Raw genomic sequence first — 14,987 nt, forward strand, 5'->3', positions numbered from 1 at the left:
CCTGATCCACCACTGGTCAATGACCTGGAGACCTGCTCACTTCCATGATGCGTGCCGCGTCCTTGGCCGGAGGTAAGCCGAACAGGCGCACGTAGTCCCGGCTGAAGTGCGTGGGGCTCTCATACCCAACCTCGAACGCCGCCGCCATCACACTTTTGGCATTGGCCACCATGAGGGTGCGGGCCTGAAGCAAGCGCACGCGCTTTTGGTACTGCAACGGGCTCAGGTTGGTGACGGCTTTGAAGTGCCGGTGGAACGCTGAAACACTCATGGCCGCCCGCTGTGCAAGCTCTTCAACTCTGATCGCCTGCGCAAAGTCACGGCGTATGAACTGAATAGCCTGGCTTACCCTCGCCAGGGCTGTATCCGGCGCGGCTATCTCCCGCAGCATCCAGCCATGCGGGCCTTGCAACACGCGGTACAGAATCTCGCGCTCATAGACGCGGGCAAGGGCCGCTATCTCTTCAGGCTTGTCCATCAGGCGCAGCATACGTACCCAGGCGTCCATCCGTTCGCACTGAGCATCGCGCTTCAAGTGCCAGGCTCGATGTCCCGAGGGTCGGCCATGAGCGTCAGCGAAATCATCGGCGCAGGCGTGCTCGCCAGGGTCGATGGCGAACTCGTTGCAACGTCTGATGCCACGCCGCGTCATTTTGATTTTGGGGAGGGGAACCTCGCTATGGAACAACACCCCTGCATGATCTCATGCAGGGGTGATGACACATCCGTTGATCCTACTTCAGGCACCTACGCTCAGTCTCATCGGGCAGGTTCGCAACCAGCCGGAACTCCCGCCAGAAGTGGCTCGCACGCGCGTATTGCCGCGTCATGGTGGGGCAACAAGGCTTGCTCCGGCAGGTTCACGACCGTGCCGATCCAAGGGTCCTCGACGGCCGTGCGTCGCCCGGCAAGAGTCTCGACCACGGCGAGCCCGCAGAACGGCCCCATGAGCGGGTCGTAGCCGCCCTCGTGCACGGCCACAACCCGCGATTTGCACACCTCATCGGCCAGGCGCATCACCAGTGTCGTCAGCTCACGATAGGCCTCAGAGTGCAGCAGCTGGCGCCCGAAGGGGTCCATTGCCGCCGAGTCGAAGCCGCTCGCGATCACGATGAGGTCCGGCCGGAAGCGGCGGATCGCAGGGATGACCACACGCTCGAACGCGCCCACGTATGCACCTCGCCCAGATCCTGCCGGAAGCGGGATGTTGAGGTTGGCGCCGATGCCTGCGCCTGCGCCGATGTCGTCAACCTTCCCCCGCCCGATGGGGTAGAGACCGTCCTGGTGAAGGGAGATCGTCAACACCGACGGGTCGTCGTAGAACAGGGTCTCGGTCCCGTTGCCGTGATGAACATCCCAATCGATGATCGCGACACGTGCCACCGCGCCAGTGTGCTGGAGATGGCGGATGCCGACCGCGGTGTTGTGGAAGATGCAATAACCCATACCCTGGTCGGCAACCGCATGGTGCCCTGGCGGGCGAATGAGTGCGTAGGCGTTGCTCACGGTACCCGCCACGACCGCTTCGCACGCCGCGATCACAGCACCTGCCGCGAGCCTGGCGACGTCCGCCGAACCAGGCCCCACAGGCGTCTCACCATCGCCCGCATCGCTCCAGGCCGGGCCGGTCGGATTCAGGATCCGATCGACATACGCCGGCGTGTGCACCCGCAGCAGGTCGGCCTGCGACGCCGGACTGAAGGGCAGCGAAACAAGCTGCTGCTCAAGGCCGCTGCGCGTGACCAGACTTGCGAAGCGGCGCTTGGTATCGCCCTTCTCGGGATGGTCGATCGGCTCCTGCCAAGGCAGGCTCCAGGCCCGGGTATCGTGAGTGGTAAAGCGTTCGTCCCAAATCCAGCCGGTTGTTTTCATGTTCATCGCTCGCTGTCCTGTTGTTCCTTTTCCACCAGGCGACGTTCGTTGCCCAGATCAAGGGTTCGAGAAGTAAGAAGATAAAATGCGCTGGCAGCCACCAGACCTATAAACATCGAGAGGTCGATATCCCCCATTTGCCGTGCGATCCATCCGGTATAGGGCGCCGTGACGAAGAACGGGACCATCACCACCAGCGCGCCGAGGTAGGCGACATTGCCTTGCCATCCCCATCGCCCATAAATCCCTGCGGGGTTGAACAGTTCGCGGATCGAGTAGCACCCCTTGCGCACGAGGTAGAAGTCCACCAGGTTGATGGCCGTCCAGGGTGTGAACAGGTAGGCAAGGAATACCAGGACGTTTCCGTAGAACACGTTGAACCGGTCCTCTCCGACCATTGCCGCGACAACCCATACCGACAGCGTCATCGCAACGATCGTGACAGCTCGCATGGCCAGCGACGGCCGCACCCGGCGGAAGCAGTCGACGATCGAGATCAGGGTCAGGCTGCCGCCATAGGCATTGAGCGCCATCACCACCAGCAAGCCGAGGAACAGCAGCGCGACCGCAAGGTGCCCGCCCCCTGGGAACAGGCTATCGCCACCGTGCGCGATCGCCATGATGACTGTGGCGCCGGGCGTGGCCGCCGCGAGCAAGGAGCCCAGGCCGATCACCCAGAGCGCCGAGATCGCCGACGGCAGGTAGGTCCACAGGAACGACGAGCGCGTGGAAACGCTGGGGGCCAGGTAGCGGGAGTAGTCGGACACGTAGGGCGCCCAGCCAAGCTGGAAGCCCGCCACGATGACGAAGGTGGTGGCGAAGGCATGCCATTCGACAGGGCCAGGCTCGAACACACCCGCAGGAATCGTGCTGCGTGCCACCGCGGCGAAGGTCAGCACCACGATCGTCAGACCGAGCGGAACGACCAGGAAACGGTTGACCCGGTGGATCCAGCGGTAGCCATACAACGCCAGGGTGCCGGCGAACAGTACTGCGATCGGGAACCCCCAGGCGGTTGGAATCCCCAGTAGAAAATGCAGGCTTGACCCCGCCAGGATCGCGTCGGCGACGTTGTAGTTGAAGTAGTTGACGAGGGCGAAGACCCATACCGTGATCGCGGCGCCGAAGAAGCCGAACTGCGCCCGGGACTGAACCAGCTGCGGAAGGCCCAAGTGCGGCCCCTGCGAGGAATGCAGCGCCATGAAAAGCGTGCCGAACAGCGAGCCGCACACGGTCGCGACCAACGTCCAGAACAGGGGGCCACCCAGCGCCAGTGTCGTGACGCCGGTCGCCATTGCGGTCAGGTTGATGTTGGCAACGATCCACACCGCACCGAGATGTCGCACGCTGCCGTGACGCTCAGACACCGGCACGAAATCTACGGAGCGCCGTTCCGCACCATCGGACCGGCCCCGCGCGATCGCGGGCCTCACCGAGGCACTTTGCCCATTGGATGTCATTCTCATTTTCTTGTTTTCCTGGGTGAGATTGATCAGGGGTGCATCATTGATGCTGCATTTATCGAGCGCTCGTTGGTCTCCCTTACAGGTCGATGGCGGTAATGGGCCAGGTGCCTTGACTCAACCGGCGCCCATCGGCAGCGGTTGCCCCTTGGCATTGGCCAGCAGCGCGGCGGCCAACCGGTCGCGTTCACGGGCATAGTCGCGGGAGATATCAGGCCCGCGCTGCCGGGTGGCCCATTGCGGATCGGCCAACAACGCGGCCCCTTGCGCCTCCGGCAGGTGACGACCTCGGATCAGGTCGGACAATCGCTCGGCCAGCACCAGGGTGGGTGCCTGCAAGTCGCCAGCGGTGGCTGCCGGCATCAGCGAGGCGTCCACCACACGCAGCCCGTCGACCCCGCGTACCCGGCCATCCGGGAAGGTCACCGCGGCGGCGTCGCTGCCCATGCGGCAGGTACCGCAAGGGTGGTAGGCGCTTTCAAGCTTCTGCTTGAGAAACGCATCGATGGCGGCATCGTCCTGCACCGCCGCGCCTGGCGCCAGTTCCCGGCCCCGATAGGGCGCGAAGGCCGGCTGGGCGAAGATCTCCCGTGTCAGGCGCACGCACGCCCTGAACTCCGCCCAATCATCGGCATGGGTCATGTAATTGAAGCGTACCCGCGGCATGCTCTGCGGGAGGGCGTCACGCAGCCTGACCCAACCCCGGCTCTTGGAGCGCTTGGTGCCCACATGCACCTGGAAACCATGCCCTTTGGCAAGCGTCTGCCCATCATAGGAGATGGCCAACGGAAGAAAGTGAAACTGGATGTCCGGATAAACGATGCCCGCCCGGCTGCGAATATGTCCGCCGCTCTCGAAGTGGTTGGTCGCCCCGAGCCCGCGCCGGGTGGCGAGCCACTCGATCCCGATCCTGGCCTTGCCCAGCAGGCTCTGGGTAGGGAACAGGCTGACCGGCTGGGTGCACTCCATTTGCAGGTAGAGTTCCATGTGGTCCATCAGGTTCTCGCCCACTTCAGGCGCGTCGTGGATCACCGCGATGCCATGCTGCGCCAGCTCTTGCGCCGGGCCGATGCCTGACCGCTTGAGGATCACCGGGGACATGATGGCGCCCGCCGACAGAATCACCTCCCGCGTGGCCATGGCGCTGGCGGGCTTGCCGGCCACCGAGAACACCACGCCACTGGCGCGCTGGCCTACGAACATCACCCGGTCGACCAGGCCGCCCTTGATCACACGCACATTGCCGCGGGCGATGGCTGGCCGCAGATAGGCACGCGCAGCGCTCATGCGACGTCCGTCGCCGACGTTCATCTCCATCGGGCCGAAGCCCTCGTGCTGGCGACTGTTCATGTTGTCGCTGACGGCGTACCCCGCCTCGTTGCCGGCTTCGACGAAGGCCTGGTAGAGCGGGTTGGTCTGAAGCCCCCGGCTGATGCGCATCGGCCCCTGGGTCCCGCGTAGCAGCCCACCGCCCTCGACGTTTTCCAGCCGCTGGAAGTAAGGAAGCACGTTCGACCAGCGCCAGCCCTCGGCCCCCAGCGCTTCCCACAGTTCGTAATCCATCGGGTTGCCGCGCACCCAGCACATCCCGTTGATCGACGAGGAGCCGCCCAGCCCCTTGCCACGGGGCAGGTTCACCTGTCGGCCATCCAGGCCAGGCTCCGGCTCGGTCTTCATGCCCCAGTTGAAGCGCTTGGTGTTCATTGGGATCGAAAGCGCGGCGGGCATCGACACGATGACCGAGTTGTCACTGCCACCGGCTTCGATCACCAGTATCTGCACACCAGGGTCTTCGCCAAGGCGATTGGCCAACACGCAGCCGGCGGCGCCGGCGCCCACGATGATGTAGTCATAGCGCCCTTCGTCGTGCGGGCTGGAAAACGCTGTTTGCTCAGGATTCGACATGGTACTGATCCCCACCGTCGTATAGCTGGAGACAGACCCGCCCACCTCGCGCGGCAATGCCGGCCCAAGGCTCGGGGTCTGGGTTGGGTTGAAGGCGTGGCGGCGTGGCCTGGGCTGGCTAGCCGACGATCACGTAGAACTTGAGCATCGGCACTGGTTGGCGCCAGGTGCCACGAAAGCCCTTGGGCACCAGGAAGGAGTCACCTTGGGTATAGGTTTCGCAGAAGCCTTCCGCCTCCAGCGTGACCTCGCCCTCCAGCACCACCATGAACTCGTCGGCCGGGTAGCTTTCGTAGCGCTCGGTATACGGCTCGCAGCGCCAGATACCCGATTTCACCGGCGGTTCGCCACGGCTGAAGTAGGCATGGTCAAGGCCCATCGGCCGGCCTTCGATGAGCTCGGCATGCTCAAGGGCTTGGTTCGGCAATTGTTGCCAGCCTGCGGGACCAGTGGAAGAAAAACGGATCGGAAGGAGCATGATGGAGCCTCGGATTTGCGTGTTGAGATTGACAGTCAGGCTAGGGTCGGGCTTCCATGCAGACAAGTGACAAGATTTCTGCCTGCGTCACCTCAGGTTACGGAGCCACCTCCTTGAGAAAGCACCAGTCCCTGACCGCGCTACGAGCCTTCGAGGCCGTTGCCCGGCTCAACAGCATTTCGTGCGCCGCACAAGAACTGCATGTCACACGCCCCGCAGTGTCCAAGCAGGTTGCGCAACTGGAGAGCGACATGGGCTGCTCCCTGCTGATGCGTACCGGCAATGTGATCCGCCTGACACCGGCCGGTCGCGAGCTGTTCGTGGCCCTGCAACAAGCCTTCGAGCTGATCCAGCTGACCACTGACACCATCAGTCGCCGGGCACGCCAGGGCGAACAGCTGAGGGTGCTGGTATGCCGTGACTTCGCCTCGAGCTGGCTGGCCGGCCAGGTCGGAAAGTTCCTGGTCGCCAACCCTGGAATATCCGTGGAGATCACCGCAGAAAAAAACGCGACCTTCCGCCTCGACGAAGATTTCGACTTCCGTATTTTCTATGGCATGCATGGCGCCAAGGTCGGTGGCGGGCTGGAAGCGTCCGAGCTGTGCCGCTGGATCGATCTGCTGGTCTGCACCCGCGACTTCGCCCAGACCTACCTAGGCGAAGGCCGCAAGCCTTGCGATGCGCCGTACCTGATCGATGCCAACTACGACATCTGGGAGGAATGGTGCGCCCTGACCCGGCTCGACCCCGGCGGCGCACGACGCCAGCAGACGATGTTCAACGAAACCACCCTGTGCCTGTCCGTCGCGGCATCTGGGGGTGGCCTGACCATCGGCGACAGCTTCCTGGCCATGCCTGCCATTCGCGCAGGTGAGCTGATCGTGCCCTACCCACTCGGCCTGGTTAGCGCGCAGAACTACACCCTCTTCAAACCCAAAAGGCCAAGTTCCCCCGCGAGCCAAAAGTTTGAAATCTGGCTGCGTGGCGCGATAGAAAGCTACCAGGTGGGTGTGCGCCAAACGCTGACAGAACAGGGCATTCAGGTCATGGAACGTCACCGGATTTGCGCTATGGGGCGTTAGCGGTCAGGGCTGCTATCGACCCAAAGCTGCCCTTCATTGATGGCGATCAGGGTCCAGCAGTGGGGTCCGATCATCGCCTGATCAGCAGCCTGTCACCCTCGCCAAGCGATATGCTCGACATTGTCAAGTCCACTCGAAGCCCATTTAATAATGCTTCTCAGTTAGTGTAGTATTCGCCGCTCTCCGGCGGAGCCGGTTTACCGACGTAGGGCTGAGCATGTCGCGCATTGGCACCTCTGAGTTGCTGACCAACTTCCATGAGCACTACGCGGAACTGATGGCGTTCCTGGCTCGGCGGCTGGGCAACGTCGAGCAGGCTGCCGATGTAGCGCAAGACACCTACCTGCGGTTGGTCAACCTCCCTGCCGGCGAACCGATCCAGGAGCCGCGCGCGTTCCTGTTTCGCATCGCCGGCAACCTGGCCATCGACCGTATGCGGCGCGAGGGGCGGTTCAATGCCTTGCATGCCGACGAGTCGCAAGCCCTGGAGGTCTGCGACCCACGCCCTTCACCCGAGTCGGCGCTGATGACCGATGAGGCCTTGGCGCAGCTCGATGTCGCGATGGACCAGTTGCCCACCAACGCTCGCCTGGCGCTGCTGCTCAATCGTCTCGAGGGGCTGACGCATGCCCAGATCGCCACCAGGCTCGGCGTGTCCGAGAGCACTGTAGGCAAGTACATCGTGCAAGCGGTACGTCATTGTCGCGACTCCTTGAGCAAGAAGGAGTGGATATGAACCGCTTGCATTATTCGGACACCACCCCCCAGACTCCGACGCCTCCTCATGCTGCTCAGCTTGCAGAACCCATGACCGATACCGTTGATCCTTTCGAGCTGGAAGACCAGGCCATCGAGATGCTGGTGCATCTTCAGTCCGGCCGGGCTACTGCAGCCGACCACCTGGCCTATGAGCGCTGGTGCCAGCGCTCCGAGGCCCATGCCCTGGCCGCCAGAAAGTCCGAGGCGTTGTGGGGGGCATTTGCGCACACGCCGAAAGCCCAACAGTTCGTCGCCCCAAGCCCGCGCAAGCGGCGCAGACCCGCACGCGCCTTGTGGGCGGTGGGCTTGGCCGCGTGCCTGGCGCTGGTGATGATCAGTGCAGGGCTGCTACGGCCTTGGTCGGCCCTGTATGCCGATCAGGTGACCGATGCTGGCGAGCGGCGGGAAGTGCGCCTGCAGGACGGCAGCGTTGTCTGGATGAACGCAGACACCGTGTTGTCGGTGGACTACAGCCAAAACCGACGCGGTATCACGATGTATCAAGGGGAGGCGCTATTCGAGGTGGCCAAGGACCCATCGCGGCCTTTCATCGTGCACGCGGCGCAAGGAGATGTGCAGGCCGTGGGCACCCGATTTGATGTAAACCAGCGCGGTGACGAGGTGACCGTGCAGGTGAGCGAAGGCATCGTGCAGCTCAGTTCGGGCGGGCAGAGCTTGCGCCTTCCGGCCGGGCAATCCTCGGCCTATCGGCGCGGTGTGGCGCCGCAGCCGGGCAAGGCGGTCGATGTGCAGAATGTCGCCACCTGGCAACGCGGCAAATTGATCTTCAACGCGCGCCCGCTGGGTGACGTGCTCGCCGAGCTCGACCGGTACATCCCCGGCATTGTGTACCTCACCGATAAGACGCTGGCGGCCCGGCGCATCAGCGGAATATTCGAGGTGGATGATCCACAGGCTGCCCTGGCCGTGCTGGAGCAGACGCAGCCCCTGCGTATCACCCGGTTTCCGTTGATCACCCTGGTGCGGCCGAAAGACTGACGCCGCACCCTCTCTCTTCCGCGCAGCGCCTTGCAAAAAAAATGAAAATTCTTTGGCAAGGTCCTGTAGGTCGCTTCGTCGTAAAGACGAAGCGCGAATCATTCACATAAAAGTCGCGCAGCCAACTCTAGGGAAAGGTTGCTGTCATGCTGCATATCTGCGTACGTATCCGCGCACAGTCGTTGCGCCAAGCGGTGGCATTCGCCGCCTTGTTCGGCCTCCTGGCACCGGTCGAGGCCCAGGCCAGGGCTTCAGAAAGCTCCGCTGTCACACAGGTCTTCACCATTGTTGCCCAGCCACTGGACAGCGCACTAACCCGTCTGGCCGACCAGGCCGGCCTGCGCATCATTTTCAATTCTGACGAGATAAGCGGAATGCGCAGCGCTGGGCTGCGTGGGGCCTACACGATCAACGAGGCGCTCGAGCAACTGCTCAGAGGCAGTGGTTACGGCTACGAGTACGTAAATGACAAGACGCTGACCTTGCGCAAGATAGCGGCGGATTCATCAGCGCTGGAGCTGGGCGCTACCGATGTGAATGCACTTGGGCTGGGGGCGACTACCGAAGGGACTGGCTCCTACACCACTGGCCTCACCAGTACCGCAACCCGGTTGGGGCTCTCGCCGCGAGAGACGCCTCAGTCCATCAGTGTCGTCACGCGCCAGCAGATGGACGACCAGAACATGCAGTCGCTGGAAGACGTTGCCAAGGCCGCGACGGGCATCAGCACGGTCAAAGGGTTTGGCACAGAGCGCCCGCTGTACTACTCACGCGGGTTCCAGGTCGACGACCTGCAGTTCGATGGCCTGCCGAGCAGTGTCACCGAAAGTTTCTCGATGGACGTCATGTCGGTGAACAACATGGCCATGTACGACCGGGTGGAGATTGTCCGCGGCGCCAACGGCCTGATGCAAGGCGCAGGTAACCCGTCTGCGGCGATCAACATGGTGCGCAAGCGACCCACGCGTGAATACCAGCTCAAGGCGGAAATCGGCGCCGGCTCGTGGGACAACTACCGCACCCAGCTCGATGTCGGCGGCCCGCTGAACGCAGAGGGCACCCTGCGCGGCCGCACGGTGCTGATGTACAACACGAAAAACAGCTACCAGGACTACGCCGGCAAGGACAACCAGCTGTTCTACGCCATCGGCGAAGCCGACCTGAGTGACGCGACCACGGTCGCGCTGGGGGCGTCCTTCCAGCAGGACAACAACAACGGCTACGACTGGGGTGGTTTGCCTACCCACCTGGACGGCAGCTCGTACAACTTCTCGCGCTCGAAGTCGCTCGCCGGCAAGTGGGCCTATCTGGACAAGATCAACCGCAACGTCTTCGCCGATATCAAGCACCGCTTCAACGAGGACTGGAACCTCACCGTCGCCACCAACCTGATCTGGTCCAACGCCGACTTTCTTGCCCAGGTTGGCTATCACACCTACGAGACGGATTCGACGATGCAGTATTGGCCGAACAGTGCCCGTTACGATGACGAGCAGGTCAACCTCGACGCGGCGCTCAACGGCGCATTCACCCTGCTGGGGCGCAAGCATGAAGTGGTGATAGGGACCAACATGCGGCGCGACAGGCTGCAGTACGTCACCGGCTCGGCCAGTGAGAACCCCACCGTCGACATCCTCGACTTCGACACCTCCACGTTCCCCAAGCCGCAGATAGTCGGCAGCCTGACGCCCAGCCGGCACGTGCGCAAGGACAAGGGGGTCTATGTCGCCACGCGCCTCAATCCGCTGGATGATCTGCACGTCATTCTTGGCAGCCGCTTGAGCTGGGTCGACTATGACACCCGAGGCCCGTGGGAAACCGACCGGTTCAAGGAAGATCGCAAGGTCATTCCCTACGGCGGCATCGTCTACGACCTCACGGACAACACCTCGGTCTACGCCAGCTACACCGAGATCTACAAGATGCAAAGCACCTACAGTGTCGACAACAAGTTGCTGGAGCCCACTACCGGCAGCAACTACGAGGTTGGCGTGAAGAGCGAGCTGTTCGATGGACGTTTGAATACCGCCGTTGCAGTGTTCCAGGTGGATCAGACCGGCCTTCCACAGGTAGTGCCCGAGGCCGGGCGCGTGTGCGGGCCGACGCGCGATGCGCGGTGCTACACCGAGGGTGCCAAGGTGCGCAACCGCGGGTTCGATGCAGAGGTTTCAGGTGAATTGATGCCCGGTTGGAACGCGTCGATGGGCTACACCTACAGCCATCCGAAATACGTGGCCGGCGCCAGCAAGGGCGACACCTATGGCACCGAGAACTCGCCACAGCGACTGTTCAAGGCCGCCACCACCTATCAACTGCCCGGTGGGTTCGACCAATGGCGAGTGGGCGCCAACCTCTACCATCAGAGCAAGCTGTACCTGAATGATATTACCCAGAGCGCCTACAATCTGGTGGACTTGAACGCCAACTTCCGGATTGACCAGAACCTCAGCGTGCAACTGAACCTCAACAACGTTTTTGACGAGAAGTACTACACCGCGATTTTCAGCCAGGACACTGGCAACTACTACGGCGAACCCCGCAACTTTGCCGTTACGCTGCGCTACGAGAACTAGTCTCCAGTCGCCCGTTTCAGAACGCTTTGAATCGCCCCTTCGGCAGATACTGCCTAAAGGGCGACTCTTGGCTTTTAGCCGATCTGAACCAACGGCCGCTTTGGGTCGATTAGCGACGGTCTGATCTCGACCGTCGCTATGCATTGTCAAACCTCAGTCTGTTCCGCCATCTCCAGAGCGTCATCGACCTCAATACCCAAATATCGAACGGTGCTCTCCAGCTTTGTATGGCCGAGCAGCAGTTGAACCGCCCTCAGGTTTTTCGTCCTGCGATAGATCAGTGATGCCTTCGTACGTCTCATCGTATGAGTGCCGTACATGGCTGGATCAAGGTCAATGGCTTTCACCCAGCCTTTGACTATACGAGCGTACTGCCGAGTGGATAGATGGTCAGAGGTATTCAGTCTGCTAGGGAATAAGCAGTCCTCGCTGCGTAGCTTGGCCTGACGTATCCAGGCTGCGACAGCAGACCGTGTTTGTTCAGTAATCTCGAACTGCACAGGCCGCTGCGTTTTCTGCTGCATGACCATGGCTCGTGATGATACGTGCTCGTCGTTGGCGACGTCGCGCACGCGGAGCTTGGTTAAGTCGCAAGCTCGAAGCTTGCTGTCGATGGCCAGATCGAAGAGAGCCAGATCCCGAGTTCTTTCTGCAATGTGAAGCCTTACCCGGATAGACCAGATATTTCTCAGTCTTAGCGGGGGTTTCTGCCCGACCAATTTTCCTTTGTTCCAGGGCTGACGGCTGCGGGTAGCAATGATGCTCATGACATATCCTCCATGTGTGGAAGGAAAAGGATGGCTTGTCTGAGCAACGGTCGCTAAACGGCCAAAAGCAGACTGTGGACAGCTCCCCGTTCAGCCCCATACGCTGTTTAGTCTGAATACAATTTTCTCAGGGGGTGATGATGCTGATACTTGCCATTGATCGAGACAGCGTCCACGCGGGTGACGATCTGATCAGCCATGCCAACTCAGTCAAGCTGGATCCGACTGCAACATTGCGTACAGCGTTAGAAGCCATACAGACCATGCACTACCTGCCCAGCATCAGTGGAGATGAAGCTACCTGGATTATCTGCGCGTCAGGCCAACCAATTGGTGTTCTCGCACAGCAATGGGAGGCGCCCAAACTGGTGTTACCAATTGAGAGCCCAGTGACGCAGGTTTTTGGAGAGGATGAACCTCTCCTTTTTTTCTTTAGATACTGGTGCCAAACAGATCCTCACGTTGTTTTCTCACGCATCGCAGCAGGAGAAGTGTTGGCTTTCCGTTATTAGGTTCCCAGTTGAAGAAGCAGCCGGATGTCTGCTTGGGGTCGATAACAGCCAATCGCGCCCTTCTACATCAACCGGGCGGATCAGCCGGGCGCCTCAAGTTGCTTGGCCACTTTCATTGCCAGTTCGACAAAGGCTCTCGCTGCAGCCGTTTGATAAACCCCTTTTCGTTGCATCAGAACAGCAGTGCGCTGCAAGCGCTGCTGGTCAAGCTCGATAGCGACCAACTGCGAGTGAGCTAGGGCAATAGTGGCCGGCAACAAGGTCGAGAGCTTGGTCCTGCTAACCACTTCGATAAGCGCACTGATGGTATTGGCTTCCACTTGTACGTGAGGCCGAATGTTGTGCTGGCGGCAATAGCTGTCGATCTGCTCACGCGTGGCAAATTCGGCGCTCAAGAGTATCAGCGATTCTGAGTTCAACGCCTCCAGGCCAATACTGGCCGTCGTGGCGAGGGGATGCTGCTTGCCTACCACCAGCGCGAGGGTTTCGACCAGGAGCGCTTGGGCGTCCAGGTCCAGATGATGGCCGTTGTCGAACGCTATGCCCACATCAACCTCGTCGGCCAACAACAATTCTTCCATCGCCTCTTGGGCGATCTCTCGCACCACCAGCGTGATGTTCGGGTAGCGGCCATGGAACGCTTCAACCAGCGGGCCCACGAGATAGCTGGTGAATGTCGGCGTTACCCCCACCCTAAGTGACCCGCGGCTCAGATCGCCGAGGTCATCAATGGCTCGTTTTGCCTCCTGCAGTTCTTGCGCGGCCCGCTTGGCATAGCGCAGATACACCTCGCCGGCATCCGTCAGCCGCGTGGTACGGCCGGAGCGATCGAACAAGGTTGTGCCGAGGCTCTCTTCCAGCTGCCGGACCTGCTGCGACAAGGCCGGTTGAGACACATGCAGCGCCGCTGCGGCGCGGGTGAAACTGAGATGGTTTGCCACTGCGATGAAGTACTGGATGTGTCGGGCAAGCATGGACGCACCTATAAGATTAACTGATCTACTAGATCATAAATCAGACTTTTACCTTATTTAAATGGCTGCGTAACCTTTGCTTCAACACATCGCGTCATTCAAGGAGTCAACCATGAAAGACATCATCGACGGGTTTCTGAAGTTTCAGAAAGAGGCCTACCCCGAGCGCGTCAAACTGTTCAAGGACCTGGCCAGCCAGCAAAGCCCACGTGCCCTGTTCATTTCATGCTCCGACAGCCGCCTGGTGCCGGAGCTGGTCACCCAGCGTGAACCCGGAGACCTGTTCGTCATCCGCAATGCAGGCAACATCGTGCCGTCCTACGGCCCCGAGCCTGGAGGCGTATCGGCCTCGGTGGAATACGCTGTGGCGGCCCTGCAGGTTTCCGACATCGTCATCTGCGGCCATTCCGATTGCGGTGCCATGACGGCCATCGCCACCTGCAAATGCCTGGACCACATGCCCGCAGTGGCCGGCTGGCTGCGCTACGCCGATTCCGCACGAGTGGTAAACGAAGCCCGCAACCATTTCGGCCCGCAGGCCAAGGTCGAGGCCATGGTGCGCGAAAACGTGATCGCCCAGCTTGCCAACATCCAGACCCACCCCTCGGTGCGCCTGGCCCTGGAAGAAGGCCGCGTGACATTGCATGGCTGGATCTACGACATCGAAAGCGGGCTGATCGAGGCCTTCGATGGCGGTACAGGCACGTTCGTATCCCTCGCCCACAACCCCGAAGTACACGCCGTTTCCCATCAACCCAAGCGTGTTGCCTAAGTATTTTTCAACCAAGGAGAAACACCATGATCCAATCGCAAATCAGCCAGAACGCCCGCCTTGCCCTGAGCGAAGTCATCCTTCTGGCCAAAGCCCGCAAAGACCTGTCGTTCTCCCAGATCACCGAAGGCACCGGCTTGTCCGAAGCGTTCGTCACCGCAGCACTGCTGGGCCAGCACCCGTTGCCGGCGAGCGCCGCCCAGGTGGTAGGTGACAAGCTCGGCCTCGACGCGGACGGCATCGCAATGCTGCAGACCGTGCCACTGCGCGGCAGCATTCAAAATGGCGTCCCGACCGACCCGACCATCTACCGCTTTTACGAGATGTTGCAGGTGTACGGCACCACCTTGAAGGCGCTGGTTCATGAAAAGTTCGGCGACGGCATCATCAGTGCCATCAATTTCAAGCTGGACATCCAGAAAGTCGAAGACCCCGAGGGTGGCTCGCGCGCGGTGATCACCCTGGATGGCAAATACCTGCCCACCAAACCGTTCTGATCTGGCTGCAACACATGGGCTCGGCCGCAATGTTGCGGCCGAGCCACAACCTGAAGGTGATCAAAATTGAAAGCGTTGTTCGCATTGATACTAGGCGGGCTGTGCAACGTGGCGATGGCGACCGACGTCGAGCAACAGGTCGAGCAGGCACCGGTTGAACAATACAGCTACTCCCGGCACCTCGATATCGCTCGCGTCATTTCCATGAGCCAGGTACCTGATGTCTGCGAGGTGGTACCCGCTCGCATGACGTACGAAGACTCCCAAGGCAATGAGCATGTGCTTGAGTACCGCGTGATGGGCAATGGTTGCTCGAATAACTGAGCCCGGCCTT

Annotated in this window: 14 protein-coding genes and 1 pseudogene; 8 read left to right on the forward strand and 7 right to left on the reverse strand. The window is 61.2% G+C overall.

Going from position 1 to position 14,987, the window contains the following annotated elements; genetic code table 11:
• Positions 1 to 16: 16 nt before the first annotated feature.
• From ACN6NG_RS20515 to ACN6NG_RS20535, 5 genes and pseudogenes are all read right to left on the reverse strand, one after another.
• Positions 17 to 514, reverse strand: a pseudogene (locus ACN6NG_RS20515) (AraC family transcriptional regulator); the annotation flags it as partial.
• Between the two features lie 245 nt (positions 515 to 759).
• Positions 760 to 1,878: a class II histone deacetylase gene (locus ACN6NG_RS20520; protein ID WP_063425245.1), complete on the reverse strand. Its 1,119-nt coding sequence runs from the start codon at positions 1,876 to 1,878 to the stop codon at positions 760 to 762.
• Positions 1,875 to 3,338, reverse strand: a complete 1,464-nt coding sequence (locus tag ACN6NG_RS20525) for a purine-cytosine permease family protein (RefSeq protein ID WP_081238019.1) — start codon at positions 3,336 to 3,338, stop codon at positions 1,875 to 1,877. The genes ACN6NG_RS20520 and ACN6NG_RS20525 overlap by 4 nt, the downstream gene beginning before the upstream one ends.
• Before the next feature lie 114 nt (positions 3,339 to 3,452).
• Positions 3,453 to 5,240, reverse strand: coding sequence for a choline dehydrogenase (locus ACN6NG_RS20530; protein ID WP_063425241.1), 1,788 nt, complete (start codon positions 5,238 to 5,240; stop codon positions 3,453 to 3,455).
• A 118-nt stretch (positions 5,241 to 5,358) separates the two neighbouring features.
• Complete coding sequence (locus ACN6NG_RS20535) at positions 5,359 to 5,667, reverse strand: cupin domain-containing protein (protein WP_229609244.1); 309 nt, start codon at positions 5,665 to 5,667, stop codon at positions 5,359 to 5,361.
• Positions 5,668 to 5,831: 164 nt separating this feature from the next.
• On the opposite strand from ACN6NG_RS20535, the gene ACN6NG_RS20540 reads away from it, so the two are divergent.
• The 4 genes from ACN6NG_RS20540 to ACN6NG_RS20555 all read left to right on the forward strand — a co-directional run bounded on the left by ACN6NG_RS20540 (position 5,832) and on the right by ACN6NG_RS20555 (position 11,131).
• Positions 5,832 to 6,800 (forward strand): LysR family transcriptional regulator, encoded by a 969-nt coding sequence (locus tag ACN6NG_RS20540; RefSeq protein ID WP_081238017.1) that lies wholly within the window; start codon positions 5,832 to 5,834, stop codon positions 6,798 to 6,800.
• 217 nt (positions 6,801 to 7,017) lie between these two features.
• The gene (locus ACN6NG_RS20545) at positions 7,018 to 7,536 is read left to right on the forward strand and encodes a sigma-70 family RNA polymerase sigma factor (protein WP_049273522.1); all 519 of its coding nucleotides are present in this window, start codon (positions 7,018 to 7,020) and stop codon (positions 7,534 to 7,536) included.
• Positions 7,533 to 8,558, forward strand: coding sequence for a FecR family protein (locus ACN6NG_RS20550; protein ID WP_474315832.1), 1,026 nt, complete (start codon positions 7,533 to 7,535; stop codon positions 8,556 to 8,558). Before ACN6NG_RS20545 ends, ACN6NG_RS20550 begins: the two co-directional genes overlap by 4 nt.
• Positions 8,559 to 8,704: 146 nt before the next feature.
• Entirely contained in the window at positions 8,705 to 11,131 is a 2,427-nt protein-coding gene (locus tag ACN6NG_RS20555; RefSeq protein ID WP_353457498.1) for a TonB-dependent siderophore receptor, read from the forward strand.
• Positions 11,132 to 11,277: 146 nt separating this feature from the next.
• Here the strand turns inward: ACN6NG_RS20555 and ACN6NG_RS20560 are convergent, their stop codons facing one another.
• A complete protein-coding gene (locus tag ACN6NG_RS20560; protein WP_474315834.1) occupies positions 11,278 to 11,898 on the reverse strand; it encodes a tyrosine-type recombinase/integrase in 621 nt (206 codons plus the stop codon).
• A 140-nt stretch (positions 11,899 to 12,038) separates the two neighbouring features.
• Between ACN6NG_RS20560 and ACN6NG_RS20565 the strand changes: the two genes are divergently transcribed.
• Positions 12,039 to 12,410 (forward strand): hypothetical protein, encoded by a 372-nt coding sequence (locus ACN6NG_RS20565; protein ID WP_063425231.1) that lies wholly within the window; start codon positions 12,039 to 12,041, stop codon positions 12,408 to 12,410.
• Between the two features lie 80 nt (positions 12,411 to 12,490).
• Here the strand turns inward: ACN6NG_RS20565 and cynR are convergent, their stop codons facing one another.
• Entirely contained in the window at positions 12,491 to 13,384 is an 894-nt protein-coding gene (gene cynR / locus ACN6NG_RS20570; protein ID WP_474315838.1) for a transcriptional regulator CynR, read from the reverse strand.
• 112 nt (positions 13,385 to 13,496) lie between these two features.
• Here cynR and ACN6NG_RS20575 point away from each other — a divergent pair, with 112 nt between their 5' ends.
• The 3 genes from ACN6NG_RS20575 to ACN6NG_RS20585 all read left to right on the forward strand — a co-directional run bounded on the left by ACN6NG_RS20575 (position 13,497) and on the right by ACN6NG_RS20585 (position 14,977).
• Complete coding sequence (locus tag ACN6NG_RS20575) at positions 13,497 to 14,156, forward strand: carbonic anhydrase (protein WP_016500698.1); 660 nt, start codon at positions 13,497 to 13,499, stop codon at positions 14,154 to 14,156.
• 26 nt (positions 14,157 to 14,182) lie between these two features.
• On the forward strand, positions 14,183 to 14,653 hold the full coding sequence (cynS, locus tag ACN6NG_RS20580; protein WP_049273519.1) for a cyanase: 471 nt from the start codon (positions 14,183 to 14,185) through the stop codon (positions 14,651 to 14,653).
• A gap of 66 nt (positions 14,654 to 14,719) precedes the next feature.
• Positions 14,720 to 14,977 carry a DUF2790 domain-containing protein gene (locus ACN6NG_RS20585; protein WP_049273517.1) on the forward strand — a complete coding sequence of 86 codons (258 nt, stop codon included), beginning with the start codon at positions 14,720 to 14,722 and terminating at the stop codon, positions 14,975 to 14,977.
• Positions 14,978 to 14,987: the final 10 nt, after the last annotated feature.

The sequence above is a fragment of the Pseudomonas sp. TSO6 genome (assembly GCF_056098905.1).